Annotated in this window: 21 protein-coding genes and 1 tRNA gene; 6 read left to right on the plus strand and 16 right to left on the minus strand. The window is 37.3% G+C overall.

Features of this window, described 5'->3' with window-relative positions:
- The first annotated feature begins 16 nt into the window (after positions 1 to 16).
- From AB1278_RS19290 to AB1278_RS19305, 4 genes are all read left to right on the plus strand, one after another.
- Positions 17 to 1,033: an asparaginase gene (locus tag AB1278_RS19290; RefSeq protein ID WP_202843409.1), complete on the plus strand. Its 1,017-nt coding sequence runs from the start codon at positions 17 to 19 to the stop codon at positions 1,031 to 1,033.
- Between the two features lie 55 nt (positions 1,034 to 1,088).
- A tRNA-Ser gene (locus tag AB1278_RS19295) sits at positions 1,089 to 1,175 on the plus strand.
- Between the two features lie 186 nt (positions 1,176 to 1,361).
- Positions 1,362 to 1,778, plus strand: a complete 417-nt coding sequence (locus tag AB1278_RS19300) for a hypothetical protein (protein WP_034696971.1) — start codon at positions 1,362 to 1,364, stop codon at positions 1,776 to 1,778.
- A gap of 404 nt (positions 1,779 to 2,182) precedes the next feature.
- Positions 2,183 to 2,977, plus strand: a complete 795-nt coding sequence (locus AB1278_RS19305) for a DUF2490 domain-containing protein (RefSeq protein WP_202843411.1) — start codon at positions 2,183 to 2,185, stop codon at positions 2,975 to 2,977.
- 121 nt (positions 2,978 to 3,098) lie between these two features.
- Here AB1278_RS19305 and AB1278_RS19310 read toward each other — a convergent pair whose 3' ends face one another.
- The 7 genes from AB1278_RS19310 to AB1278_RS19340 form a co-directional block, all read right to left on the minus strand.
- Positions 3,099 to 3,794 (minus strand): hypothetical protein, encoded by a 696-nt coding sequence (locus AB1278_RS19310; protein WP_202843413.1) that lies wholly within the window; start codon positions 3,792 to 3,794, stop codon positions 3,099 to 3,101.
- Positions 3,795 to 4,397: 603 nt separating this feature from the next.
- Entirely contained in the window at positions 4,398 to 5,930 is a 1,533-nt protein-coding gene (locus tag AB1278_RS19315; RefSeq protein ID WP_202843419.1) for a M20/M25/M40 family metallo-hydrolase, read from the minus strand.
- A 321-nt stretch (positions 5,931 to 6,251) separates the two neighbouring features.
- Positions 6,252 to 7,016 (minus strand): type I methionyl aminopeptidase, encoded by a 765-nt coding sequence (map, locus tag AB1278_RS19320; protein ID WP_429816426.1) that lies wholly within the window; start codon positions 7,014 to 7,016, stop codon positions 6,252 to 6,254.
- Between the two features lie 196 nt (positions 7,017 to 7,212).
- Positions 7,213 to 8,670: a TolC family protein gene (locus AB1278_RS19325; RefSeq protein WP_202843429.1), complete on the minus strand. Its 1,458-nt coding sequence runs from the start codon at positions 8,668 to 8,670 to the stop codon at positions 7,213 to 7,215.
- Entirely contained in the window at positions 8,642 to 11,833 is a 3,192-nt protein-coding gene (locus AB1278_RS19330) for an efflux RND transporter permease subunit (RefSeq protein WP_429816430.1), read from the minus strand. The genes AB1278_RS19325 and AB1278_RS19330 overlap by 29 nt, the downstream gene beginning before the upstream one ends.
- Positions 11,834 to 11,854: 21 nt before the next feature.
- The gene (locus AB1278_RS19335; protein WP_410668096.1) at positions 11,855 to 12,937 is read right to left on the minus strand and encodes an efflux RND transporter periplasmic adaptor subunit; all 1,083 of its coding nucleotides are present in this window, start codon (positions 12,935 to 12,937) and stop codon (positions 11,855 to 11,857) included.
- A 146-nt stretch (positions 12,938 to 13,083) separates the two neighbouring features.
- Complete coding sequence (locus AB1278_RS19340) at positions 13,084 to 13,470, minus strand: hypothetical protein (RefSeq protein ID WP_110009503.1); 387 nt, start codon at positions 13,468 to 13,470, stop codon at positions 13,084 to 13,086.
- A 639-nt stretch (positions 13,471 to 14,109) separates the two neighbouring features.
- Between AB1278_RS19340 and AB1278_RS19345 the strand changes: the two genes are divergently transcribed.
- Positions 14,110 to 14,502 (plus strand): multicopper oxidase domain-containing protein, encoded by a 393-nt coding sequence (locus AB1278_RS19345; protein ID WP_120233455.1) that lies wholly within the window; start codon positions 14,110 to 14,112, stop codon positions 14,500 to 14,502.
- 38 nt (positions 14,503 to 14,540) lie between these two features.
- On the plus strand, positions 14,541 to 14,975 hold the full coding sequence (locus tag AB1278_RS19350) for an META domain-containing protein (protein WP_202843434.1): 435 nt from the start codon (positions 14,541 to 14,543) through the stop codon (positions 14,973 to 14,975).
- Positions 14,976 to 15,028: 53 nt separating this feature from the next.
- On the opposite strand, the gene AB1278_RS19355 is transcribed toward AB1278_RS19350, so the two are convergent.
- The 9 genes from AB1278_RS19355 to AB1278_RS19395 all read right to left on the minus strand — a co-directional run bounded on the left by AB1278_RS19355 (position 15,029) and on the right by AB1278_RS19395 (position 25,699).
- Positions 15,029 to 15,289: a SemiSWEET transporter gene (locus tag AB1278_RS19355; protein WP_202843436.1), complete on the minus strand. Its 261-nt coding sequence runs from the start codon at positions 15,287 to 15,289 to the stop codon at positions 15,029 to 15,031.
- Between the two features lie 34 nt (positions 15,290 to 15,323).
- Entirely contained in the window at positions 15,324 to 16,358 is a 1,035-nt protein-coding gene (locus AB1278_RS19360; protein ID WP_429816435.1) for an NAD(P)/FAD-dependent oxidoreductase, read from the minus strand.
- Between the two features lie 138 nt (positions 16,359 to 16,496).
- Positions 16,497 to 17,435 carry a gliding motility protein GldN gene (gldN, locus tag AB1278_RS19365; protein ID WP_110009508.1) on the minus strand — a complete coding sequence of 313 codons (939 nt, stop codon included), beginning with the start codon at positions 17,433 to 17,435 and terminating at the stop codon, positions 16,497 to 16,499.
- Positions 17,436 to 17,457: 22 nt separating this feature from the next.
- Entirely contained in the window at positions 17,458 to 19,050 is a 1,593-nt protein-coding gene (locus AB1278_RS19370; RefSeq protein ID WP_202843440.1) for a GldM family protein, read from the minus strand.
- 51 nt (positions 19,051 to 19,101) lie between these two features.
- Positions 19,102 to 19,794 (minus strand): gliding motility protein GldL, encoded by a 693-nt coding sequence (gene gldL / locus AB1278_RS19375; RefSeq protein WP_110009510.1) that lies wholly within the window; start codon positions 19,792 to 19,794, stop codon positions 19,102 to 19,104.
- A gap of 56 nt (positions 19,795 to 19,850) precedes the next feature.
- Positions 19,851 to 21,272: a gliding motility lipoprotein GldK gene (gene gldK / locus AB1278_RS19380; RefSeq protein ID WP_110009511.1), complete on the minus strand. Its 1,422-nt coding sequence runs from the start codon at positions 21,270 to 21,272 to the stop codon at positions 19,851 to 19,853.
- Between the two features lie 108 nt (positions 21,273 to 21,380).
- Positions 21,381 to 23,234 (minus strand): glutamine--fructose-6-phosphate transaminase (isomerizing), encoded by a 1,854-nt coding sequence (gene glmS, locus AB1278_RS19385; RefSeq protein ID WP_110009512.1) that lies wholly within the window; start codon positions 23,232 to 23,234, stop codon positions 21,381 to 21,383.
- Positions 23,235 to 23,264: 30 nt separating this feature from the next.
- Complete coding sequence (locus AB1278_RS19390; RefSeq protein ID WP_429816440.1) at positions 23,265 to 24,914, minus strand: DUF4270 family protein; 1,650 nt, start codon at positions 24,912 to 24,914, stop codon at positions 23,265 to 23,267.
- Between the two features lie 14 nt (positions 24,915 to 24,928).
- The gene (locus AB1278_RS19395) at positions 24,929 to 25,699 is read right to left on the minus strand and encodes a glycogen/starch synthase (protein WP_429816443.1); all 771 of its coding nucleotides are present in this window, start codon (positions 25,697 to 25,699) and stop codon (positions 24,929 to 24,931) included.
- Positions 25,700 to 25,836 lie beyond the last annotated feature (137 nt).

Below are 25,836 nucleotides of genomic sequence, written 5' to 3' on the forward strand. Positions count from 1 at the left end.
CTTAATAAATTAGTACATGAAGCGAAAAGTCCTGCTCATCTATACCGGTGGAACCATCGGAATGGAAAAAGATTATGAAACCGGAAGTCTCCGTGCCTTTGATTTTGGAAATATATTCGAAAAGATGCCTGAAATGAGGCTTATGGAATGCGAAGTCTTTGTACATCCTTTCGCCAAACCGCTGGACTCTTCGGATATGGGACCTGAAGAATGGAGAGTGATCGCTAATTATATTCACAAAAATTATAACGACTACGATGGCTTCCTGATTCTTCACGGAACGGATACCATGTCTTATACGGCATCAGCATTAAGTTTCATGCTGAAGGGATTAAGAAAGCCTGTCATCATGACCGGCTCCCAGCTTCCGATTGGAGACCTGAGGACGGATGCCAAGGAAAATCTTCTGACCAGCCTTTATTATGCCAGCCTTTATGAAAATGACGAAGCAGTCATTCAGGAGGTTGCCATTTATTTTGAGTACAAATTATTAAGAGGAAACAGAACGTTGAAATATTCCGCAGAATATTTTGATGCTTACGCAAGCCCGAATTACCCTATTCTAGGACAGTCCGGAGTTCATCTGAATATTATTAAAGATAACCTTTTCCGCTGTGACCCGACAGTAGAATTTCATGTGGATGAACATATTTCCGAAGATATTTTATTTTGGAGGATTTTTCCGGGAATGCATCTGAGCCACTTCAGGGAAATTCCTAAAATGAAGGTTCTTATTCTTCAGGTGTTTGGCTCGGGAACCATTTTCAGCAGCGCCAAAACGCAGGAAACACTTCAGGAAATCCGGGATAACGGGACTGAAATTGTAGTGGTAAGTCAATGTATTTCAGGAGGCATCTCATTCGGAAAGTATGAAAACAGTAATATTTTCTCCAGAATCGGAGCGATCAGCGGAAGAGACATGACAGCGGAAACAGCGATTACCAAAGCCATGCACTTAATTGATAATCCAAGTTACTCCGGAAGCTTTGCCGATAACTTCACCAGAAGTCTTTGTGGAGAAATTACAGATTAATTTGTAAGAATAATTTGGATATTCCAGAAAATACACTATTTTTGCAATCTCAAAAAGAAAGGTGTCCGAGTGGTTGAAGGAGCTACCCTGGAAAGGTAGTATACGGGTAACTGTATCGAGGGTTCGAATCCCTTCCTTTCTGCAAGAAAGTAAAGCCTGTGCTATTAAATAGTACAGGCTTTTTTATGATCAAGATTCTTGATTATTTTACATTCGTTCCTATAAGTATTTATACTCAGTTTAATAATTGGTCATTTATACGCTACTGCAGGTGCCTTGTTCTTCGTTACTTTGATACACAATCTAACAAACTAAAAACCAAACCAAAATGACATCAACAAGTGTAAATGCAAATTCTTCAGGTCAGTTAGTACTTGGAAACGGAGCACAATTCTGGGTGTATCTTTCCCCACAAAACGATACCTCTAAAATGATTTCTACATGGCGTGTAACTTTTTCACAAGGAGACTGGAGCGACTTCATCTCAAGTGAAAATCCTACCAAACAGATTCAAACGCCCAATCTTTCGGGAATCTTCGAAATTAAAGTAGAATTATTAAGCGGTTCAACAGGTACATGGCGCCAGATTCCACCTCAGGCTGGAAGTCATAATGAAATAGGCTGTAATTCCAACTGTGCTTCTATGGTAGGAATTGTTGCAGACAGTACAAATCCTCCTATCGGAGCTATTAATGCCCATTTCTGGACAACATGGGATGCTATGTGCGGAGTAAGACAGAATTAATAGTAAATAAACCAGTCCATAAACCAAATTGCCACAGTATTTATATTGTGGCAATTTACTTTATATACCATACAAAATCAAATAATTACACAGTAAACCAATAAATACATAGTGCTTTTCCACAAACTACTAACAAGTTACTCACATTTTATCCACAATTAAAATATTATTACAACATTAAGTTTTCCATTAGAATCTTATTCCTAATTCTATCCTAAATCAGGCCTTTACTTTGTCTTGTTTTTAAACAGTATTAAAAGATTTTGAATAAACATTCTATGAACAAAGCCTCTAATTTTGCTATTATAAAGTATTCTCTCTGCGTATCAACAGTATTCTTATCCGTCTCATGGTTTCGCAGCTATTTAAGATTAACAGTAAAACAGTTATCCATACTATTGAGCATGAAGAAATTTTTTGCAGGATTATTTTTATTGGGATGTATAGGAACATCGATCAAAGCGCAGATCAGTCCACCTGGACTGGGAGATGCCAACAATGCATTCTGGGGAGCCTTCGGAGTGAAGCGACAACTCGACTCTTTGGGTAAAAAACAGGCTTTGAGCTACGTAGCCATCGGGAGAAAAAGCAGTCCGGATGATCATAATCTGTTTTCGAAGCAGGCGATCATTGTTTTAAATCATGAAGTTTATCATTCATTTGCGCCACACCAGCAATATAGTTATGCATTAAGTTATCGGCGTCAGCCACAGTATGAAAGTACAGCTCCTTATGATAAAGAAAGTACGGAACAGGAATTCAGAATTTACGGAAGATATGCCTATACTTTTGATCTCGGCAGGAAATGGAAACTTAAAAGTACCATACGCCAGGAATTCAGGAAGTTTTTCGATGCAGACTTTCATAAAGTCGAAGAGGATTTTCAGTTGAGAACACGGATCAAGAATCAGCTCATCTATAATTTATCTCCAAAAAACAATCAGAAACTGGCCTTGAGTGCAGAAGCCCTGTTTTCTATAAGCCATCTCAATGAGCCGGATTCTGAATGGAATTCGTTTGGATATCGTGAAATGCGTATTGCGGCGTACTATATGTTTACAATTCCGAACTCTCCTTTTACTGTAGACATAGGATATATGGACGATCTGATCAGAGACAGCAGAAGTATTCATCATGGTGGCGTTCATTATCTGGCAGCCGACCTGGTATGGAATATTCCTTATAAAAAAAACAAGTAATACACATAAGCAAGTATTCATACAATTGCAATACAAAATCCCGATCATTACTGACCGGGATTTTTGGTTGAAAACATAAGTTTTCCGCAATATAATTAAGTATGAATGTTTGGTGTAAAATTTAGTTGCACAAAGTCAGAAACTGACGGCTCAACTGCACATTGAATTTGGCTTCCGCTCTTGAGCGTGCATAAATAGTCTGTTTAAAAGCATGCACAGTTTTTAATTTCTGGTCTATAAACTCTGCAATTTGAACAACAGAAAAAAGAAAATCCCTGTATACTGCCATATTAACGGTCTGTCCATAATAGGGAAGATAAGCTTTTAAAAATGGAATGGCTTTCTGATGACGGTTGTAGCTGATACAATACCCTACTCCTTCCATTGAAGTAATAATACTGTAATTATTAATATAGTCCTGAATATTTTTACTGCCATCAAGAGCATGAGCATTTTTTGAACAAAACTTATTGATCTTATCCAGAATATGCTGGGCATACTCCATCATGGAGATATTTTTAAATTCAAATACCTGATTCATTCCATTGGATGGAGAAGTTTCACTATCACAATCAATACAGAAAGAGATTCCGATTTTTTCATGATAAGGAAAAAAGCAGTCTTTCACTTCAATGGAAGCATCGGGCTTTAGCATGTCATCTGCAAAGTTATAATACACATAGGGGCGATAAAGCTCTGCAAGCGCTTTCAGGTAATCTGTTTCGCTGGTATTATGATATTCTTCAAACCATTTTTCAAGGTTATCGTAATAATTACTTTCAAAGTCGTTAAAGTTTAAGTAAAATGGCAATTCCATAGCTCTGTAATTTTGATATGACAAAGCTATAGCCGTAATGCGACAAAACTTGACGTAATATATTTTTTTGTAAAAAGATTTTTGTCAATGGTCAATTTTTGCTTCGCAAAGTCAATCGTCAATCATAATTAAAGCTAAAGTTCGCAAGGTCTATTAATATACAGAATTTATCAGTTCACAAAGGCACTCCGTTCAGCCAAGACATTAGTGTGTACATTGCTGAGTGAAACGCCTTCGCGATCGTTTTTTATAATAAAATATCGTAGCGGACTTTGTGTTAAAATCTATGTAAGTGTATCAAAAACTTGACGCAATATATTTTTTGTGAAAAAGATTTTTGTCAATGGTCAATTTTTGCTTCACAAAGTCAATCGTCAATCATAATTAAAGCTAAAATTCCCAAGGTTTATTAATATACAGAATTTATCAGTTCGCAAAGGGCACTCCGTTCAGCCAAAGACCTTAGTGTGTACATTGCTGAATGAAACGCCTCTGCGGTCGAAAAAAAGTAAACATCATAAAAACTTTGCGAACACCACGTTTAATTATATACGAGCTTATAAAATTCACAAGCGCAGCGAATTGGCCATTCACCATTGACACTTATTTATCATAATTCTTCATGATGTACTCAAAGTAGTGGATCATTTTCAGATAGTTTTCAATACTAAGATATTCATTGGTACTGTGAATACTCTGCTGCTCGGCACTGTTGATCTTAATCGGCATGAACCTGTAGACGTTTTTGCTTACAATTTCATATTTACCGGCATCGGTTCCAGCCATAGTAAGATAAGGCGTAACAATGGCTCCGGGATGAATTTCTTTCACACCGGCTTCTATCATTTTAAAAGCTCTTGTATTGGTTGGGGAAATAGCGGAGGCTTCCCTTGTATTATCAATTTCTTCTACCTCAACATCAAAACCTTCAGTCGATTTAGCAATATGATCTCTTACATCTTTCACCGAATTTCCGGGAAGTAATCTGAAATTAACCACAAATTCCACTTCTGGAGAAAGGACGTTAGTTCCATCACTTCCTTTCATCATCGTTAAAGCTGTTGTGGTTCTCACCAAAGCATTGGTTGTATTATTTTTGGTAAGCTGGGAAATCAGTACCGGTTTTAAAAGCCATTGATTCGCCAGTGCCATTCTTGTGGCAAAAGGCATTTCACCTCCGATATTCGTAAAAAATTCTTGGATTAAAGGGGTAATAACAGGTTTCATCTGGTGATCTTCCAGACGCTGCATGATAACAGCAGCTTTTCCGATTGCGCTTTCCATAGGAGGCATAGAAGAATGTCCGCCCAGCCCTTTTACTTTGATTTTTGCAGAAAGAAAACCTTTTTCAGCACATCCTACTACGGCAACGTCTGTATCAATTCCGGCTACATTTCCTTTTCTCATAATCAATCCTCCTTCGTCATAAACAGCATCGAATTTCAATCCCTTTTTCTTAAAATAATCGGCAATCTGAATCGCTCCTTTCTTTCCGCCTACTTCTTCATCAAAACCGAAAGCCAGATAAATATCACGCTGTGGAATCTGTTTGTTTTTAATCATAGAATTCATGGATTCCATCAAGGAAAAAAGCATTCCCTTCATATCTATGGCACCTCTTCCGTAGATCCTTCCGTTGGCAACAGCTCCTGAAAAGGGGGCAAATTCCCAATCTTCTGCGACTTTTGAAACGGGTTCTAAAGGTTTATCATCCGGACGGAATACATTTGGATCATTATTCTTTATATCAGCATCTCCGGGAGGAACTACGTCCATATGGGAAAGAAATAAAATGGGTTCCAGAGCAGGATTGCTTCCTTTAAGCCTGAACACCAGTCCATATTGGTTCACCTCAACATTTTCCGTATTTTGATAGACCAATGGATAGGATGTTTTCAGATAGGTTTTAAACTGATCAAACGGAGCATAGTCGAATTCACCCAAACTCCCTGTAGAAACGGTGGGTACTTTTATTCCTCCTGAAAGTCTCATGACTGCAGAATCATTTTTTACCGGTTTCCAGCCCTCGCCTGCCCCGATATTATTTTTTTTAAATGGATAGGTGTAGGTTTTGATTAATACGACAGCAGCCAGAATGACAACGATTCCCAAAAGGATTAAAAGAAATTTTTTCATAGTGAATAGTTTGTGAGGTGATTTTATTCTATAAATATAACAAAGTATTTTATGCCCAACAATTTAAAGCCTGGTTTTTTCATCAATGGAACATTTACAACAGATTCTTTTGGGTATAAGATGACGGATCGTTTTTATAGTAAACGTAAAGTTTTATATTCCTAAAACTGAATATAAGAGAGCTAAGCAGTAATCAACAAGTTGATTCGATGAAGCTTTGAGTCTTTCTAGTACTTTGTGTTTTTTCTTTAACGCAAGGACACAAAGTTTTTTATTACTGATATATTTAAGGCAATCGTTTTCACACCGTTGCGGTTTCTTTTAATCCAGGATTTCGTTCATTTCGGTTAAAATGATAGGTTTTCCATCAGTAATTACAATGGTATGCTCATGCTGGGCCATGTAACCGCCTTTATTACCTACCATAGTCCATCCGTCTTTTAATTCTACAGCAATATTGGAATCGGTGGAGATAAATGTTTCAATAGCCACCACAGAGTTTTTCTTAAAACGTCTGGAATCAAACCGGTTTCTGTAGTTCAGCAGTTCATCAGGCTGTTCGTGTAAGCTTCTCCCTACTCCATGGCCTGCAAGATTCTTAATAACTTTAAGACCTCTTTTCTTCGCTTCTGTTTCCATTAAATGCCCTATGTCTGCTATTTTGACACCACCTTTGATATTGTCGATAGCTTTTCTCAGGATATCCTTGGAAGCTTCCACCAGTTTCTGATGTCCGTGAATATCTTTTCCGATCACAAAAGAACCTCCATTATCTGCCCAATATCCGTCCAGTTCTGCTGAAACATCAATATTGATCAGATCGCCTTCTTTCAAAATCCTTTGATCTGTTGGAATCCCATGGCAGAATTCATCATCCACGCTGATACACGTCCAGCCTGGAAATCCATACGTCAGATAAGGTGCTGATTTTGCTCCGAAACCTTCCAGTATTTGGGCTCCATATTCGTCCAGATCTTTTGTGGTCATGCCGGGTTCAGCATAATCCATCATTTTCTTCAATGTATAGGCAACAGCTTCACTTACTTTTTGCATTCCCAGCATCTGATCTTCGTTGGTGATTGACATAGTTTTGTTTTGATTGTTATTGAGAACTACAAAGTTAGGAAATTAAAACGTTCTGAGATGACCTGTTTCCATTTAACACGATCCTCCAACTGGCGCGGCCGCAACGACAAAACCTGTCCTCTTAAAAAAAGGGCCAACTCAAAAGAATTGACCCTTCCAAAAAACATTAACTGTTTATTGATAGAATTATGATGTTTTATTTCCAGCCTCCACCTAAACTTTTATAGATGTCAACTACTGTGCTGAGCTGTTTCTGTTTTGCCTCAATAAGTTCCATTTTAGCATCCAAAGCATCTCTTTGGTTTAAAAGAACCTCAAGATAATCTGCTCTTGAATTTCGGAATAGCTGGTTGGCAATATCTATAGACTGATCCAGGGCTTTCGTTTCCTGAGATTTCAGTTGATAATACTGATCTATGTTTTTAACCTTTGACATCAGATTGGCAACATCCAGATAAGCATTCAGAATAGTTTTATCGTATTCGTACAACGCCTGAACCTGTTTGGCATCTGCTGTCTGAAAATTAGCCTTTATCGCACTTTTGTTAATTAATGGTCCTGCCAGTTCACCTACAAGATTGTAAGCTATTGATTCCGGCATTTTAACAAGGTATGAAGGTTTGAAAGCCTCCAGGCCTAATGTTGCCGAAATTTCCAGAGAAGGATAAAATTCTTTTCTTGCTGCTTCTACATCCAGTTTTGAAGCTTTCAATTCCAGCTCGGCCTGTTTGATATCAGGACGGTTGGCTAATAACTGAGATGGAATTCCGGTATAGACTGTCGGAGGAATGGTAGACATAAAGTTTTCCTTTGTTCTCACGATCGGTTGTGGATATCTTCCCAGCAAAGCATTGATTTCATTTTCTTTTTCAGTAATCTGCTGACGGATGGTATATTCTGCAGCTTTGGATTTCGCCAGTTCTGCTTCAAATTTCTTCACGGCAAGCTCCGTTGCAGCAGCAGCTTCTTTCTGAATTTTGGAAATTTCCAGCGCTTTTTGCTGAAGTTTAATATACTGTTGTATAATGTCCAATTGATTATCAAGTGCCAGCAATTCATAATAATTATCGGCAACTTCTTCAATAAGATTAGATAAAACAAAGTTTTTCCCTTCTACTGTAGAAAGATAATGGGCTACGGCAGATTCTTTTTCCGTTCTGAGCTTTTTCCAGATGTCAATCTCCCAGCTGGCATTTAATCCTGCTTCAAAATTTCCAAGCGGATCTGGCATTTCCTTTCCCGGTTCAATTTCTGTGGTAGCATCACCTGCTCCTTCGCTGGTATAGCGTCCGGATTTTTTCAGTCCTGCTCCTACTCCTGCAGACACCGTTGGGGTTAATCTTCCTTTTTTAGCTAACACACCACTTTTAGCAATCTCAATCTCCTGAAGAGTAATCAGCAGCTCCTGATTATTTTTTAAAGCCGTTTCAATAAGAGTTACCAGGTTTGGATCCGTAAAGAACTGTCTCCAGGGTGTGGTTCCGCTGTTATTGTTGGCATCCTGCTGCTCTTCCTGATTAAAGTTCTGAGGAATATTTTCTTTTACCTCATCTTTTATAACAGTCGCCATCGGCGCCTTACAACTTGCAAGTACAAGTGATAAGGTAATGGCTGTGATTATATTTTTAGTCTTCGAATTTTCCATCATGTTCATAAGGTTCAGTTTGTTCTGTTAAAGGATTCTCTTCTTCATATCTTGCCAATCGTGACTTATCAGCAATGGTTCCGAAGATATAATACAATCCGGGGATAATCATCAATCCGAAAATGGTTCCGATTAGCATTCCTCCTGCTGCTGCTGTACCAATGGTTCTGTTACCAATTGCTCCCGGCCCCGTTGCAATCACCAATGGAATTAATCCGGCAATGAAGGCAAATGAAGTCATCAAAATCGGACGGAAACGGATGGCAGCACCTTCAATAGCAGCTTTTGCCACTGGGATTCCTTCTTCGGCTTTCTTCTGTACGGCAAATTCAACGATCAACACTGCATTTTTACCCAAAAGTCCGATCAGCATGACCATCGCCACCTGTGCATAAATGTTATTCTCCAGTCCTAAGAGTTTTAAGCATAAAAAGGCTCCAAAAATACCTGTAGGCAGAGATAAAATAACCGGAAGCGGAAGGATGAAACTTTCATACTGTGCAGAAAGAATGAGATAAACAAATCCTAAACAAACCAGGAAGATAAATATGGCTTCATTACCACGGCTTACTTCGTCTTTAGAGATACCCGCCCAGTCGATACCAAAACCTCTTGGAAGTGTTTTATCTGCAACTTCCTGAATCGCTTTGATTGCCTGGCCACTACTGTATCCGGGAGCAGGCGTTCCACTTACTTCTGCAGAGTTATACATATTGTGTCTTGTAATCTCCGATAGTCCGTATACTTTTTCAAGCCTCATAAAATCTGAGTAGGGAACCATCTGGTCTTTATCATTTTTAACATACAGCTTCAACAGGTCGGTTGGGAGTGCACGATATTGAGGGCCAGCCTGAACAATGACCTTATACGGCCTGTCAAAGCGGATGAAACTCGTTTCATAGTTGGAACCAATCAATGTAGATAGATTATCCATTGCTTTTTCAATGGTTACTCCTTTTTGCTCTGCAAGATCATTGTCTATCCTAAGCATATATTGCGGGAAACTCGCAGAATAGAATGTAAATGCCGAACCAAGTTCCGGGCGTTTTTTAAGCTCCTTCACAAAGTCATTACTTACCTGTTCCATTTTATGATAATCTCCACTTCCTGCTTTATCCAGCAGACGAAGCTCGAAACCTCCTGCAGCTCCATATCCCGGAACGGAAGGCGGTTGGAAGAATTCAATATTGGCTCCCGGAATATTTTTGGCTTTTTCCTCAAGCTTTTCAATAATTTCTGCAGCTGATTCTTTACGTTCTTCCCAGCTTTTAAGGTTGATCAGACAGGTTCCTGAATTGGATCCGGTACCTTCAGTCAAAATCTCATATCCTGCAAGAGAAGAAACGGATTGTACTCCATCAATATCTTCAGATTCTCTCAAAAGCTCTCTGGCGATCTGATTGGTCCTTTCCAATGTAGAACCCGGAGGCGTCTGAATAATGGCATAGATCATCCCCTGATCCTCAGCCGGAATAAATCCTGAAGGTAAAGAATTGCTTAGGAAGAATGTGCAGGCACAAAATGCCAATAACAATGGTAGTGTTATTGTCTTTTTTGTCACTGTTTTATTCAGAAGCTTCTCATATCTTCCGGCTCCTTTTGTAAACAGGTTGTTGAATTTATCAAGGAAAATAGTAATTGGAGTTTTCTTTTTAGCTTTTCCATGATTATTTCTTAAAATTAAAGCACATAAAGCCGGTGTCAAAGTAAGTGCCACAACCCCAGATAAGATAATGGATGAAGCCATTGTAATAGAGAACTGGCGGTAGAATACCCCAACCGGACCGGACATAAATGCAATCGGAATGAATACCGATGCCATTACAAGTGTAATTGCGATAATTGCTCCACTGATCTCATGCATTGCTTCTTCGGTAGCCTTTAATGGGGAAAGATGTTTTTCTTCCATCTTGGCGTGAACAGCTTCAATAACTACGATCGCGTCATCTACCACAACCCCGATGGCCATTACCAGGGCAAATAGAGAAATCATATTCAGGGTAATTCCAAAAGCGGACATGACAGCAAATGTTCCCACCAATGAAACCGGAACAGCTAATGCCGGAATCAATGTTGAGCGCCAGTCTCCAAGGAACAGGAATACTACGATAGCAACCAGAATAAAGGCCTCAAACAATGTGTGGATAACTTTTTCCATGGAGGCATCCAGGAATCTTGATACGTCATAACTGATATCGTAATGCATTCCTTTCGGGAAGTTATTTTTTTCAAGATCCTTCATCAATGCTTTTACATTTTTGATAACGTCACTTGCATTGGATCCGTAGGATTGTTTTACGGTGATCGCTGCGGAAGGTTTTCCGTTCAGTGTAGAATAAATATCATACATTGAACTTCCGAATTCTATATCCGCTACATCTTTTAACCTTACAGATTCTCCGTTCGGTTTGGCTTTTAAAATAGTGTTTCCATAATCTTTTTCGTTATTAAAACGTCCGGGATATTTTAATACATATTCGAAAGACTGTGAACGTTTTCCGGAGCTTTCACCTGTTTTCCCAGGGGAAGCTTCCAAACTCTGCTCATTCAGAGATTCCATTACTTCATCTGCTGAGATGTTATAGGCGGTTAATCTATCCGGTTTAAGCCATATACGCATGGCATATTCACGGGTTCCCAGGATATCTGCAAAACCTACACCGCTAACCCTTCTCAATTCAGACATTACATTGATATCTGCATAGTTGAAAAGGAATTTCTGGTCAGCTTTAGGATCATCACTGTACAGGTTAATATACATCAACATGTTGGGTTCTTCACGCGTGATCTTTACTCCTTCACGTACTACCAGAGGCGGAAGTTTATTGACTACTGAAGATACACGGTTCTGCACGTTTACTGCAGCTACATTGGGATCCGTACCCAGATCAAATACAATCTGAATGGAAGCTTCCCCGTCATTTCCGGCATCTGAAGTCATGTATTTCATACCGGGAACTCCATTTAATCCTCTTTCTAAGGGGATTACTACGGATTTAATCAACAGTTCGTTGTTGGCTCCGGGATATTCTGCGGTGATATTTACTTTAGGCGGAGAAATGGAGGGAAACTGTGTCACCGGAAGTTTTACCAATGACAATATTCCCATAAATACAATAATCAATGAGATTACTATGGACAGAACTGGTCTGCGAATGAATTTCTTAAACATACTGTTTCGTTTTAGAGACCACTACTCTGCTTTTAGTTTCAATGATTGAAGAACTTTCTTAGGATCCTGGAATTTTGTTTTCACTTTCTGATCATCCTTTACTTTCTGAACTCCTTCCAAAAGAATCTGATCTCCTTTTGAAATTCCTGATGCCACTACATACAAGTCCGGAAGTTCATAGGCTACTTTGATATTTCTGGATTTAGCTACTCCATTTTTATCAATCACAAATACATATTTCTGATCCTGAATCTCATAGGTTGCTTTCTGCGGAATGATCAATGCATTATGAACCGGCATTGACATCTGTACTTTCCCGGTTTCTCCGTTTCTCAGAAGTTTATCAGGATTAGGGAATTTCGCTCGGAAAGCAATATTTCCTGTTTCATTATCAAATTCTCCTTCAATGGTTTGAATTTCTCCTTTTTGTGTATACATTTCTCCGTTTGCCGTAATCAGAGAAACCTGATTGCTTCCACGGTCTGCAGCATGAGTCTGATAGCTCAGATATTCAGGTTCGGAGACATTAAAATACGTATAGATACTTGTATTGTCTGACAATGAGGTCAGCAGATCACCTTCATCTACAAGACTTCCCAGCTTCAAAGGAATTCTGTTGATAATACCGGAAAACGGTGCTTTGATGTCAGTAAAGGAAAGATGGATCTGAGCTAGCTTCATTTCTGCATTGGCAGCATCCAGCTTGGCTTTTGCCATTGCTCTTTCATTTTTAGAAACGATATTGTTTCCTGCTAATGTACTTGCGTTTTTCAGCTCAATGGAAGCCTGTTCCACTTCTGCTTTTGCTTTTAATAATTCTGCCTGATACAATTTAGGCATGATCCGGAACAATGTTTGTCCGGCCTGTACGTACTGGCCTTCATCTACAAAGATTTTTTCCAGGAAACCTTTTTCCTGAGCTCTCACTTCAATGTTTTTTACAGATTGAATCTGGGCTACATATTCTTTATTGATTACGGTATCCATTACCACAGGAGATGTCACCGGATATACGGTAACTTCTTCTTTTTCTTCTTTTTTCTTATTGCAGCCAACTGCCAACAGAAGGACACTCAGCGCAATTCCCGAAACAACTCTCTTTATCATAATTCTAGAGTTTATATAAATCGTTAATGTTTTGATAGAATAAAACGGTAATAAAAGCGGTACGATGTGATGATTACCGGCATACACAGCGTAAAGTATTTCTACCTGGAATCAGGCAGAAAATCAATAAAAACGGGGAATTCTTAAATTCTAATGGAACGGATAAGAATGAATCTTTTGGTAGATAGGCCAAGAACAAAACCATGAATATCCGGTTTTGACCGCTTACAACTTTTCAATCCAAAAATATAAACAAGACTGAAAACTCCGGCAAAAACAACAATAGCCTGCCATACATCAGACAGCTGGAAATCGTTTTCGGTAAGTTCTAAAGTGGAATTGTCTACATTGTCTGCCATTTGCTGAATAGAGAGCTTTTCAAAAGTCTGATTCAGGCGGTTGGCTCTTTTGGGCATATGATGAGAAACATGACCGGAATAGTCATTTCGAAGCGTTTTAACGTTGAGTCTGCTTTCCACTACAAAGAGCAGAAAAAGACCGGTTAAAAAGTATACTATAAAGTTTCTCATTTTGAAGTTGCAAATGTACACCCAGATTATGATACTATCATAGCAGATTAACAAAATTTAACTCTCCTTTAAAATACCTGAAAATAAAAGAATGAAAAGTATTTAACATTTCCTTTATTTAAGCATAATTCAAGCAATCCTAATCTTTCATCTGTGCCCATTTAAATTTTCAAATATTAAGCCACTTTTTTGGATTTAAGGAAATTTTAATTTTAATGCTGTTGCTTTTTTGAACATTTCCAAGTGTCCCGGTATTCTATTCTGCCCCCTCCCTTATCCAAAACTAAACTTCATCATAATTTCAGATTATTAACATTAACTTATTGTTCTTCTCTTCTTTTTGAGTTATTTTTGCCAAAAATTTACACAACAAATGAAAAATGAAGAAAAACTACTTTATCCTTCTGGAAAAAAATCCTTTTAAAAATCCTGAATTAACAAGGTTTATCCTAAATTTTCCACAATAATTATTACTTTCTGTTTCGTGAATTCTGTTTCAAAAAACTGTGAGTTAAATGAGCTAATATTTTAATTATCTGTTAGTTTATGAAAAATTAACACATATTTATTAAAAATATTTGTAAATTTATATAGCATTAATATCATAATTCATGAAACACTTTAAAATCACTTATCACTATGAAAAATTTATTAGTACCAATCCTTTTCGGATTGACCCTTATTTCCCTAACAGCGTGTAAGCATCCCGGAAAAGAAGCTGAAACCATTACCGCTGCTGCCCCAGAAAATACAGATGACATTTCAAAAAATGTGTATGTTGACAGTTATGGAGAAAAAATAGAAGTGACCATCAACAATACCAAAAATACAGCAACAATACATTTAAACGGTAAAACTTTTGACCTTAAAAAAAGTGATGCCTTACCTGAATATACAGCCTCTAATGAAGAGTATCAATATTCTGATATTAAAGGCAATATCACTTTCCTGAAAAAGAATGTAGATATGGTTCTGTTTCATCTTAAACAGGCAAAAAAAGAGTCTGGTCCTGCAAAAATGGCATCGTATTAGCATAGGGATTAGCAATTCTAATTAAAAAAATAAACATTATGAAAAGTTTATATTATTATTTTTCGGCACTTGTTATCGCAACATTTTTAGTTGTTTCGTGTAAAACACAAAATGCTCAAAAAGCGACAACTGATATTACAGGAAAAACGTGGAAACTTACAGAGCTTAACGGGAAACCGATTGAACTGAAGAATCCTAAAAACAATCCTTATTTCAAACTTGAAATGGATGGAATGAGATATCAGGGACATGCCGGATGTAATGGCTTGGGAGGAACATTTGAGATCAAACCTGAGGTAATGAGAATTAAGTTCAATCAGGGAATGTCTACCATGATGGCTTGTGAAGATCTTGATATTGAAAATCAATTTACGAAAGCAATCCTGGCAGCAGATAATTACTCTGTAAACGGAAATACCCTTACTTTAAACAAAGCAAGAATGGCCCCTTTAGCTAAATTTGTTCTTCAATAATTAAATTTCACTTACATAAAAAAAAACGCTTCATTATGATGAGGCGTATTTTTTTATTTTTTTTTATTGTACATCATATAGCATATCAGAAGACTGATATTGACCAGAACAGCAAATGCATTGGACAAAATAATGGGAAGCTCGTCTTTTTCAAAGCCATACCACACCCATAAAGAGAGTCCTGAAATAAGAACCAGGAGCATAAGTAAGGAAATATCTTCCACATTTTTTTCTCTGATTACTTTGACAAGCTGTGGAATCATCGAAATAGAAGTAAGAACGCCGGCAACGATACCTAATATATTTTCATCCATAGATTTTCAGTTTGGAAATTAACACTAAGATACACTATTGAAATCTTTTCAATGAAACTTCTTCATGCAATGGAATATCCTGTTCAATAAAACGGAATAAATCTCTTGCAAAATAGCAGCCGTTGAGGATACCACGGGCACCAAGCCCGTTAAAAACGTAAAGATTACCGAATGTTTCATGTCTTCCAATGATGGGTCTTCTGTCTTTTACTGTGGGGCGGAATCCAAAATGTACTTCTTCCACTTCAAAATCATAAGGATAAAATTCTGAAAGTCCCTTCACCAATTGGTCAACTGCTGATTCATCAATGTGATGGTGAAGCTGCTCTCTGTCATAAGTGCCTCCGTAAAAATACAGTCCGTTTCCGGTTGGAAATAAAAAGTGTTTTTTCTTAATGGTTATGTTTTCAGGAATTGGCTGGGAAAGTTTCACCCTGATGTGGTGGCCTTTGTTAGGATTCACGGTGATCTCTGAAAAATAGGGATTGTCTTTCACACCCATTCCTTCACAGAAAATAATATTTTTGAAGGTATAATCTTTATAAGTGGATTCAGATGGATTTAATTTTGAATAATCAAATTTTTCCTTTACCAATTGATCATTTTTTTCAAAATAATCGAATAAACCGCTAAAAAATCCATTAACATTCAATCTAGCAGATTGATTCACCTTTCCTGTAAGAAAGTCGTTTTTTACTACCTCTAAACGATCAAAATTCTGATCAAGAAAATTCGACAATTCTTCATTTGCGGATTTTTTCAGCCATAAATTCTGTTCATTCTCATCATGAAAAATTCTGTGAATAGGAGCATTGATCAGATAATTTTCCCCTGTATATGATTCTATTTCTTTAAGACTGTCTTTAAGAAAATCTATTTGTTCCTGCGCTTTCCAGAATGTGGTAAACTTCTTCAGGACCACAGGATTGATAATTCCTGCTGAGACCTGGGAAGCACTTTTTCGTCCTTCAGTAAAAATGACGAAAGATTTATCATTTTTAATTAGCTGATGGGCCAGAAAAAGCCCTGCATATCCGTCTCCTACAATAATATAATCTACATGCTTCATATGAGAAATTTCATTTGTTTAAAGGTCATATGTGATCGCCTGTGTCATTGGTTATTGTTCGGTATAAACAAAGGGCGATTTTATCATAAAAAAACCTGAGTAAAAATACTCAGGTTTTCTATAAATATCAAGTGAAATTTAGTAATTCCACATATCATTTTCCATGTCAAGAATCTGTGCTTTGATTCTGTCGCTTTCTTCCAGCTGCTCTTCAGCATTTCTAGGAATATAGTCTTTGATAGTACCATCTCCTAAACCGCTTGAAGATTTGTAGATAATAGAAGAGAACCTTCTTGCATTGATGACATCATCGAAAGATAAGTCAGCAGAAGAATTTTTTCTATTGAAAACATAGTTGTTTGCTAAAATATCACGAGCACTTGGATAGTAAATCCAGAACAAATCGATCAGTTCATCAGCACCAGCTAAAGGTTGACCATCAGGACCAATTCTTCCAACAGATGTCGGATCCGGACCCATAGCTGCGATACCAAGCGGTCTGTATTTCATCTGACCATCTCTTTTATCGATAAACCACATACCCATCACTTTAAGAACTTTTACTTTATCAGTAGTTGTTCTGATGATATCTGTTAATCTTTTCTTCTCGTCTTCTGTAAGTGTTCTTCCAGAGTTAAGGATATCGATAGCTTCTTCGTCAAGTCTTACACTTTCCAATCTTTTCTGAATGGCTTCCGGTGAAAGTCTGGTAACGAAGTTTTCGTCATCATAAACTTCTTTGATGTCACCTTTAAGGGCTCCATCAAGTAATAATTGATATAATGATCTTGTAGAGCTGGAAAGAAGACCATCCGGATTGTCATAATAAAACGGCTGGTTGATCTTATCATTCATATCAATGATTTCCCAAACAAACATACTTTTGTAAATATCCTTGTCATCAACGAAACCATATTCAAGAGGCTTTACTTTATTGCTGATAACAGTATCCCCTGCTTTTCTCATTGATTCAGCTCTCATTTGTCTGAATTCCTCAGGAGAAGCAGCATTCAGAATAGTCTGGGAAAAAGCGAATCCCGAAACTAAAACTAAAAGGGTGCTAATATATTTTTTCATAATATGATTTTACAAATTAACCTTATTGAACATTAATAATTACAGGTGAAATTTCCTTAAGTCTCTGGTTACCCAATCCTGTAGCCGTAGCCTGAATATCATAAATCTGAACTACATCACCAGGTCTAAGGTTTCTAAGCATACCTTCTGCTCCTGATAGTGAGCTACCTTGAATCAGAGTACCTGCTTTTCCTGGAAGCTTAATAATAAAGCTATTAACAGTGAATGAAACAGGGAAGTCAAAGTCTGGTAAAGTAGCAGAAACAATCTGGTTAGGAATAGAACCTACCGGCATAAAGTTTACAGCTTTACCTCTGATCTGACCTTGTGGTCTAGGGATATTCTTAATTCTATATTCAAATACCTGAGAAACTGTTTTACCATATGGATCTGTTCCTGATAATGTTAACTTCACTACATTTCCTGTTGTAGGAGTAACATTCCATTTACCCTGACCTGTACTCTTCACAGTAGCTCCTGCTGCAGATAATGAAAGTTTAGAATTGTCAGCACCTAAGATTGATCCTGAAACAGGGTTCTCAAGTCCTCTATACATTACATTCATCTTATCGGCAGAAAGTAATAATCCTTTTTCAAGTTTTACTTCTCTTGGTCCTGCAATTACATTATAAGTATGTGTCCAAGGGAAAGACTGAGGTTTCCCTGAAGCATCTGTTAATGTAATCGTACCTCCTAATTTATGTTCGCCAATTCCAGAACCTGAAATTTGCATAACACCTTTACCGTTTTCTACTCTGCTTACTCCAGAGATGCTGATCTTGTTACTGTTAGAATAAGTTCCCAGCATTACTTTTACTTCAGCCTGTTTTCCTGCCTGGATATCTACCGGACCTGAAACAATAGGCTCATAGCTTGAGAATTTGATATTTGCATCTACTTTTTCCTGAAGTAATAGTGCCAATGCATCAGACTGAACGTTTCTGGCATCATTTTGGATAATTTCCAAATTAGATATCGCAGCGATTAGCGGCTGATGGTAAAATTTATTCTGAAACCAGGTCTTTTCATTGGGAGATGTTCCTTTAGGATACTCCGCAATAAGAGACTTATTGGCTCTTGCTACTAAATCCTGTAACTGGGCATTGCTTCCGAAAGTAGCATTGATGTAGTTTCTTACATCATCAATTTTAGCTTTCAGATCCAGTGCATTCTTTGATGGAGTATTTTCATCTCCTTCCTTAAAGAAATATTCAGTAGTAGCTTCGTTGTTGTTCAATGCAGCAAAGTTTTCACTTACATCAATATCTTTTCCTGTTTTAGGATCCTTATCGTGAAACTCAGATTGTTTTTTCAATAGATCTTTAACATCCTGAGCAGATTTCACCAACGCATCAATTTTGGTTTTCAATACTTTGTACTGAGCCCAAGGCTGTGCGTAAGTATCAGGAACTTGCTGAGCTTTAGCTTCCAACGTTCTCTCAAAGATCTTCTCGTTCTTTCTTTCTGTTAAAGTTCTGGTTTCATTTAATGCTCTGGTAGAGTCATAGTATGATCTGATGATTTCTGCATCAATATTTAGGGCCATCATCGCGATGAACACCAAATACATCAGGTTGATCATCTTCTGACGAGGGGTCTGTTTTCCTTGTGCCATTCTCTTTTCTTTGTTTTTTGATTAAGTAGTTAATTTAGAAATGGTTAGGAATTAAGACTTCATAGCAGTTAGCATACCACCATAAACTCTATTTAAGTTATTAAGATTAGATGTTAAACCTTGTAGCTCTTGGTTGAATTTCTCAGATTGCTCTGCAGATTTCTGCATATCAGCAACATACTTGTTAGCAAATTCAGATTGTCTCTTACCGCTTTCAAGCTGCATTGCATAAAGTGCATTCATACTTTCCATATGCTGAGCTGCTTTATTCAACTGGTCGTTATATTTATGAGTAGAAGCAGATACGTCAACAGTCTGATTAATCTGATCAACAGAGTTTGAGAATTTATCAATTCCTGTTCTTAATCTTTCAAATAATTGAACGTCTAATCTGGCATCTTCAAGCATTTTATCCAATTTGCTGGAAAGAGAGTTTTCCAATTCAGCAAATTGAGCGCTTGTATTTTTAGTTGTTACATTAGAATGTAAAGGATTTGGATTCGCATGTTTATCTAATAACTCAGGATAAACATTTTCCCAGGCATAAGACTCTTCAGTTTTTGGAGGGTCAAATGCAAAGATGATAAAGATAATAGCCTCAGTAATAAGTCCTACAGTAAGCGCGATGTTACCATTAATAGGTCCTAAGGTAATGTGAGTAATTTTAAGCCAAGCTCCAAGAATTACAATTGCAGCACCGAATGAATAAAAGAAATTCATCCAAGCATCTTTAGTCTTAAACATATTGAGTTAGTTTTTTTAATGTTAAATAAAATTGTTATTGAAAATTGTCTGATTAGTTATCTGTTAACTCTTCTTGGTTTAACGGCTGCTTCAGGAATGTCCTGTACAGTTCTGAATCCGATATAGCTTCTTGCGGAATCTTTTCTTTCCCAATCTCTCGCACCTGTCATCAGTGCATATCCTATATCTTTCCAAGATCCACCTCTTACGGATTTCTTCGTATCCTTTTTATCCTTAGTAGAAGGATTTAATGTAGAAGTGAATCCAGCTGAAGAGTTGTTAAAAGAAGATAATGTCCATTCAGAAACGTTTCCAGCCATATCAAATAACCCAAACCCATTTTTCTTAAATTTCTTAACTGGAGCTGTATATGTATAAGTACCTTTTTTCTCGTCTTCCATGTAGTTACCTCTCTTAGGCTTGAAGTTGGCAAGGTAGCAACCTCTGTCATCCATTAAATATGGACCACCCCAAGGGTAAGTAGCATTTTGCATACCACCTCTGGCAGCATATTCCCATTCAGTTTCTGTTGGAAGACGGAATACTAATGGTTTTTGTTTTTTTCTTTTTAAACTTTCGTTGTAATCTGATTTCAATTTAGATCTGAAGTTACAATAAGCCCTTGCCTGATCCCAGGTAACCCCGACAACAGGATAGTCTTTATAAGCCTTGTGCCAGAAATACTGTTCAAACAATGGCTCATTGTAAGCAAAGTGGAAATCTTTTACCCAAACTGTAGTATCAGGATAGATCGCGATACTTTCACTTTTCAGGTAGTTAGCTCCTCTTTCGTTATCTGCAACAGCAGCGTCCATATCTCCCCAACGGTAAGTATATTTCAGCTTACTTACATCTAAAATTCTTTCGTTTCCAATTCTTGAAGAAGAAGGCAGATACATAGATTCTAAAACTTCTGCGTATTCTACATCCGGATATTTTGATGTGCTCCAGTGTAAAGGGATTTTCCAATCTAATCTTTTGCTGGCATCATAGCTTCCGTCTTCACGGCCGCCCTGGCCTTCCATATATTCTTGATAAGGTGTTAAATTTTCTTCTTTTTTAGCAAGGTATGCGTAATCTCCTATGCTTGCTCCTTTACGTCCACCTTCGTCACCACCTTCTCCGGCAGCTTCAGCTAGTAAAGTTCTTGCGATAGAGTCTCTTACATAATTGATAAATACTCTGTACTCCGCATTGGTAGTTTCTGCTTCATCCATGAAGAAAGAAGAAACAGTAACTGTCTTCAATGATGCTTTTTCAGGTGTATTCGTCGGATCCTGGTCTGCTAAACCAGCAACAAACGAACCTGCAGGAATTGCGACCATTCCGTATGGTCTTTCCGCAACAAATGATTTAGTTTTTTCTCTTGGTATCAATTCTCCTTTTGTTCCTGGCTTCCCTACAGAAGAGCTGCCACCACCTGAACAAGATACCGATGCTACCGACGCAGACAATAATAAAAGAAATATCCTTTTCATGTTAATTTTTATAATTAAGCCGTAAATATATAATTTTTTTAAGAAACTTTTAAGATTTTTTTTGAAATAACGGAAGAAATCTAAATTTATTTTATTTACAACAACTTTTTATTCCACGGTAACAGATTTTGCAAGGTTTCTCGGTTGATCTACGTTGGCTCCTCTATATACTGCAATATAATAAGCAAGCAGTTGAAGAGGTACGGAAGCAACGATTGGAGAGAAACATTCTGAAGTTTCAGGGATTTCGATAACATAATCTGCCATTTCGCTCACCTGACGGTCTCCTTTATTCACTACAGCGATAATTTTTCCTTTTCTCGCTTTAATTTCCTGAACGTTACTTACAATTTTATCATAGTGACCTTTTCTAGGTGCTATAATTACAATCGGCATGTTTTCGTCGATCAGGGCAATCGGACCGTGCTTCATTTCTGCAGCCGGGTATCCTTCTGCATGGATATAAGAAATTTCTTTTAATTTTAATGCTCCTTCCAGGGCTGCAGGATAATTGTATCCTCTTCCCAGGTAAAGGAAATTGGTAGCTTTCACAAAATCTTTTGCAATATTCTGCGTAAGCTCATGAGTGGTATTGAGCACATCTTCAATTTTCTTAGGAATAGCATCAAGCTCAGCAATTAAGCTCATAAATTCTGCGTTTCCTAAGTTTCCGTTGTGTTTTCCTAATTTAAAGGCAATTAAAGTAAGAATGGTAAGCTGTGCTGTAAATGCTTTGGTAGAAGCAACCCCGATTTCCGGGCCAGCATGGGTATACGAACCTGCATCTGTAATTCTTGCTATAGAAGAATCTACAACATTACATATACCATATATAAATGCACCTTTTTCTTTTGCTAATTTTAAAGCAGCCATTGTATCAGCCGTTTCTCCGGACTGAGAAATAGCAATTACCACATCTTTATCAGTAATAATCGGGTTTCTGTATCTGAACTCTGACGCATATTCTACTTCAACAGGGATTCTTGCATATTCTTCAATCAGATATTCTCCGATAAGACCTGCATGCCATGAAGTACCGCAGGCAATGATAATAATCCTGTTGGCATTTTTGAATTTCTCAACATGATCCCAGATTCCAGCCATTTTAATAACTCCTTCATCTACAAGAAGTCTACCTCTCATTGTATCGTGTACAGATTTAGGCTGCTCGAAGATTTCTTTAAGCATGAAATGCTCGTAACCCCCTTTTTCAATCTGTTCAAGACTTAATTTAAGCTCCTGAATTTCAGGCTCAATTTTAGAGTTTTCATTGATGGTTCTGATATCTACTCCGTTTTCAAGAGAGATCGTTGCCATATGTCCTTCTTCAAGATAAATAGCTTCTTTTGTAAATTCCACGAATGGAGAAGCATCAGAAGCGATAAAATATTCTTTATCACCGATTCCGATTGCAAGAGGAGAACCTAATCTTCCTACGACCAATACCCCTGGATAATCTTCATGAAGTACAGTGATGGCATATGCTCCATATACTTCATTCAATGCATATCTCACTGCTGTAGGGAAATCAATTTCAGGATTAAGATCCATAAAATACTGGATAAGGTTTACCAATACTTCAGTATCTGTCTCTGATTTGAAAGTGAATCCTTTTTCAGTAAGCATTGTTTTAATAGTATCATAGTTTTCAATAATACCATTGTGTACAATTGCAATTTTACCGTTGTTTGACAAGTGCGGATGGGAGTTTCTGTCACTTGGAACTCCATGGGTTGCCCAACGGGTGTGTCCCATTCCAATTTTAGACTTTCCTTTTAGCTCTTTGGAAATATTCACCAAATCCTCCACTTTACCTTTTGTTTTTTCTACTTCCAGCTTGTTATCTGAACCTTCTAAAACAATTCCGGCACTGTCATACCCTCTATATTCCAATCTTCTAAGACCATTAATTACAATTTCATAAGCGTCTTGAAATCCTGTATATCCTACTATTCCGCACATATTTTATTTTGTATAGTGTTGTTTGTTGTTCTATTTTTTCGTTCCGTAAGTCACCAATAACTGGATTCTCTTCGGATTCGTATTGGTTTTATCTACTCCTGTAAGAATAATTCTGTTCATATCAAATGCTCTTGTTGTATTACGAACTCCTAAAAGGGTTCCTGTAGCATTGGCAGCAAATGTTCCTGCACTGATTATTAAAGGTTTATTAACAACCAGCTGTTCAACTCCATCTACTGTTTCTTTCTTCCCTTCTACAAGATCCTTAACTGTTTTTGTTACGACAAAATCATAATAACCTGGTTCAGGTTTATCTTTAAAATAATATAATCCAAGCCCGTTGGTAAGATCTGAAGTAAACGCCAGTTTTTTGTAGTCAATTTTACCACCAGCATCTAATGTATTGGTTAAAAGTGAAAATCTGCGGTCTTCAGTAGAACCTGTATTTTTCCACGTTGCAGCATCAAGATAGATTCTGATTTTAGCACTTACAATACCTGCTTTATCTTTAACAAAAATATCCTTAAGCTTTGCAATCGTCTCATCTTTAATCTTAACTACCACAGATGGTCCTCCCATTCCCTGAACAAAAAGTCTTTCATCTCCTTCACTAGGGTTACTTGCAGCCAATGCAGCCGCAACAGATGATCCGGATCTGCTGTATTCATACAGCCCGAGATGCGCATTAGAACCTCCTAAGTTGAAATTAAGGGTTGTCTGCGGTCTTGTTGTTGTTCCGTTCTCTGTTTTATCATATTTATAATACATGATAAGCTGCAAATCATTAGGAGAGAACTGGTAAAGATATTTATCCGTTTCATCTACAGAAATTTTTATTCCTTTAAAATATCTGATGAAGTTGGAAGCATCCTGAAGCTCAGGTTTTCCTTTTTTATCAAGAATATGAGTCTGGAAAAAGTCTGTATTACTCAACTTCATTCTGAATCCTAAGTTTCCGGTAAATACAACTGAGTTGTCAGATTTTTTAGTGATAGATGTAGAACTGATAGTACCGTCAAATACTCCTGATCCTAACAGTTCACCAGTACTTATTGTTTTATTGGAACGTTTGAAACTGTCATCATTTGCATCTATGAACGTGGTTACTTCATGTACATTGATTTTCATTGATTTTGAACCTGCTGTTTTACCGTATTTACGAACAGGGTACATTTTCTTTTCAATGGAAACCGCTGTAGCAACTCCATCTACCGGGAAATCAGTTTTCTCAAATGTTTTTGTTTTTAATGAATCGCCTTCAAAGAAGTAGGTATTCGCAGCAGTATTTGCAGGTGGTCTCACTACAAGAACTACAGAATCTACTTTTGGATTCGCTCCGTTAAAATCATAATTATCTACCGGCATTCTCAGCTGAGTAACATAAGAAGCTTTCTGCATTCCAAACTGGTTTTCAGTAAATGCTCCAAGAACACCTACATAGGAAGCCGAACCAGATTCGCTCACCGCACTGATCAGTCTGGCAGCATCACTTCTGATTGAATCGTTGTTACTATAATTGTATGCGATAACGGGATATGCAATTTCATTACCTTGTGCTGCATCATCATTAAACAACTGCTCACCAAGAGAATCCGGATCCGGTTCACAGTTATGAAGGAATGTACTTCCGAAAAACGCCATCAAAAGTATGGCGAAGGTCCTTTTAAGATTATGAGTCATTAAAAATGTGTTTTTTAATAAAGTTGATTTATTGAATCTATGTCCAGATACTCTGATTTTTGGGTAGCAGTTTCATTGAAAGCTTTATCCAGATCTTCATCCAGAAACTCGTCACCTTTCACAACGGCATCTACATAGTTCATACTTTCGATAACAAAACTTTTAATCGTTGGGTTATCTAACGCTTTTAATCCTGAAATATTATCAAACTGCAGTTTATCGTCAATCCTTTTATCCAGGTCGGCATCTTTCTCATTGTAAAGAGAAAGTATAATTTTCGCGTCTTTGAAATAAGTATCTGATTCGTAGTACGTTTTAAGATAAATTGGAACAAAAGAAGACATCCATCCATTTAAATGGATAACATCCGGCACCCAGTTTAGTTTCTTAATGGTTTCAATAACTCCTCTGGCAAAGAAAATAGCTCTTTCGTCGTTGTCTTCAAAAGGGTTTCCTTCATCGTCGAAATAATATTGTTTTCTTTTGAAGTATTCTTCATTGTCAATAAAGTAAACCTGAAGTCTTTCCCCCGGAAGAGACGCTACTTTAATGATCAGAGGCTGATCCAGATCATTGATAATAATATTCATCCCTGAAAGACGGATTACTTCATGAAGCTGGAATTTTCTCTCACTTATTTGTCCAAATCTTGGCATAAAAACTCTTACATCATTGCCTTCTTGGTGCATCTTAAGTGCCATTTTGTTTACCACTGCAGCCATATTTGTATCTTCCTGATATGGATACATCTCTGTAGTAATGTACAGTATTTTTTGATTCGGCATAAACTTTCTATCTAATTTTTGTAAAAATGCTTTAATGTGCAAAATTACAAAAAAACATCCAACATTATTTTAATTAACATTTTTTTACGAAAATTCCCTTTTCAAATTATTAAAACCACATATTATTATGCGATATT

It is taken from the genome of Chryseobacterium sp. NRRL B-14798 (genome assembly GCF_050470705.1).
GTDB lineage: Bacteria > Bacteroidota > Bacteroidia > Flavobacteriales > Weeksellaceae > Chryseobacterium > Chryseobacterium cupriresistens.